Here is a 1,176-nt window from a genome sequence, read left to right on the forward strand (position 1 = left end):
GCGTAGCGGTGCAATCCTGGGGCGGGTCTGGCACCGACAGCGCCATCGTTGGCGGGTTTGGCGGCGCGAATGATTCGGGCCGAGGCGGCAACGCCGGYGACGCCACCGCAATCTTGCAAGGCACGACATCGATCATGGCGCGCGGACCCGGCCCGGACGACGTCAGCGCAGGCGTGGGGCTGATCTCGCTTGGCGGCAATGGGGGTGCGGCGGAACACTCCGGCGACTTCGGCGGCCACAGCAATGCCGGGCGCGGCGGCGATGCAGGGGCCGTGACGTTCACGTCATCGGCAAACAGTGCGGTGACGGCGCTGGGCGACGGCATGTATGGCGTGATTGCGCGATCCCTCGGCGGCAATGCGTCGCAGCGCAACGACACCGATACCAAGGCTGCGGCAGGCGGCAACGCGGGCCTGGTCACCCTCAGCAACGGCGGCAAGATCACCACCACCGGCAACCGCGCAATCGGTATCTATGCGCTGAGCCAAGGCGGCAATGGCGGCAACGGCGGCGATGGTTCCTGGGCCGACGGACACAACGGCGCTGCGGGCGGCAACCCCGGCGCCATCACAATCACCAACACCGGCGCCATCACCACAGGCGCCGCCAACACCGTCGGCGCAAAGGGCATTGTCGCCAGCGTTCTGGGCGGTGAAGGCGGGCCGGGCGGGTCCAGCGGCGCCTTCGGCTCAGGCGGCAATGGCGGCGCGGGTGCGATGGCCGGCCAGGCCATCACGCTGACCAACGCGGGCGTCATCAGCACCTTGGGCAACGATGCCGCGGGCGTGCTGGTGAACAGCGCGGGCGGCGGCGGCGGACTGGCGCAGGCCAGCAACGGCTTCATCGCGGTCGGCGGCGGACATGGCGGCATGGGCGGTGCGGGTGGAGGCGTCGCCATGACACACACCGGCAGCATCGATACCTCGGGCGACAACAGCGCCGCCGTAACGCTGCAAAGCATAGGCGGCGGCGGTGGCGCGGGCGGTGACGCCAATGCCACCGGCGTCATCGCCACCGTCGCCATCGGCGGCACGGGCGGCGCGGCGGGTAACGGCGGGCTGGTGCAGTTTTCATCGCAGGGCAAGATCTTGACGCGGGCGGGCAATGCGCCCGGCGTCGTCTTGCAAAGCATCGGAGGCGGCGGCGGCACGGCCGGGTCGGCCAACGCGGTGGGCG

General features: G+C 71.0%; 1 pseudogene. It reads left to right on the top strand.

Annotated elements, in window-relative coordinates:
- A pseudogene (locus AC1DDX_RS27650) lies at nucleotides 1-1,176 on the top strand (hypothetical protein); the annotation flags it as partial.

The sequence above is a fragment of the Pedobacter sp. 10L46_2 genome (genome assembly GCF_056395165.1).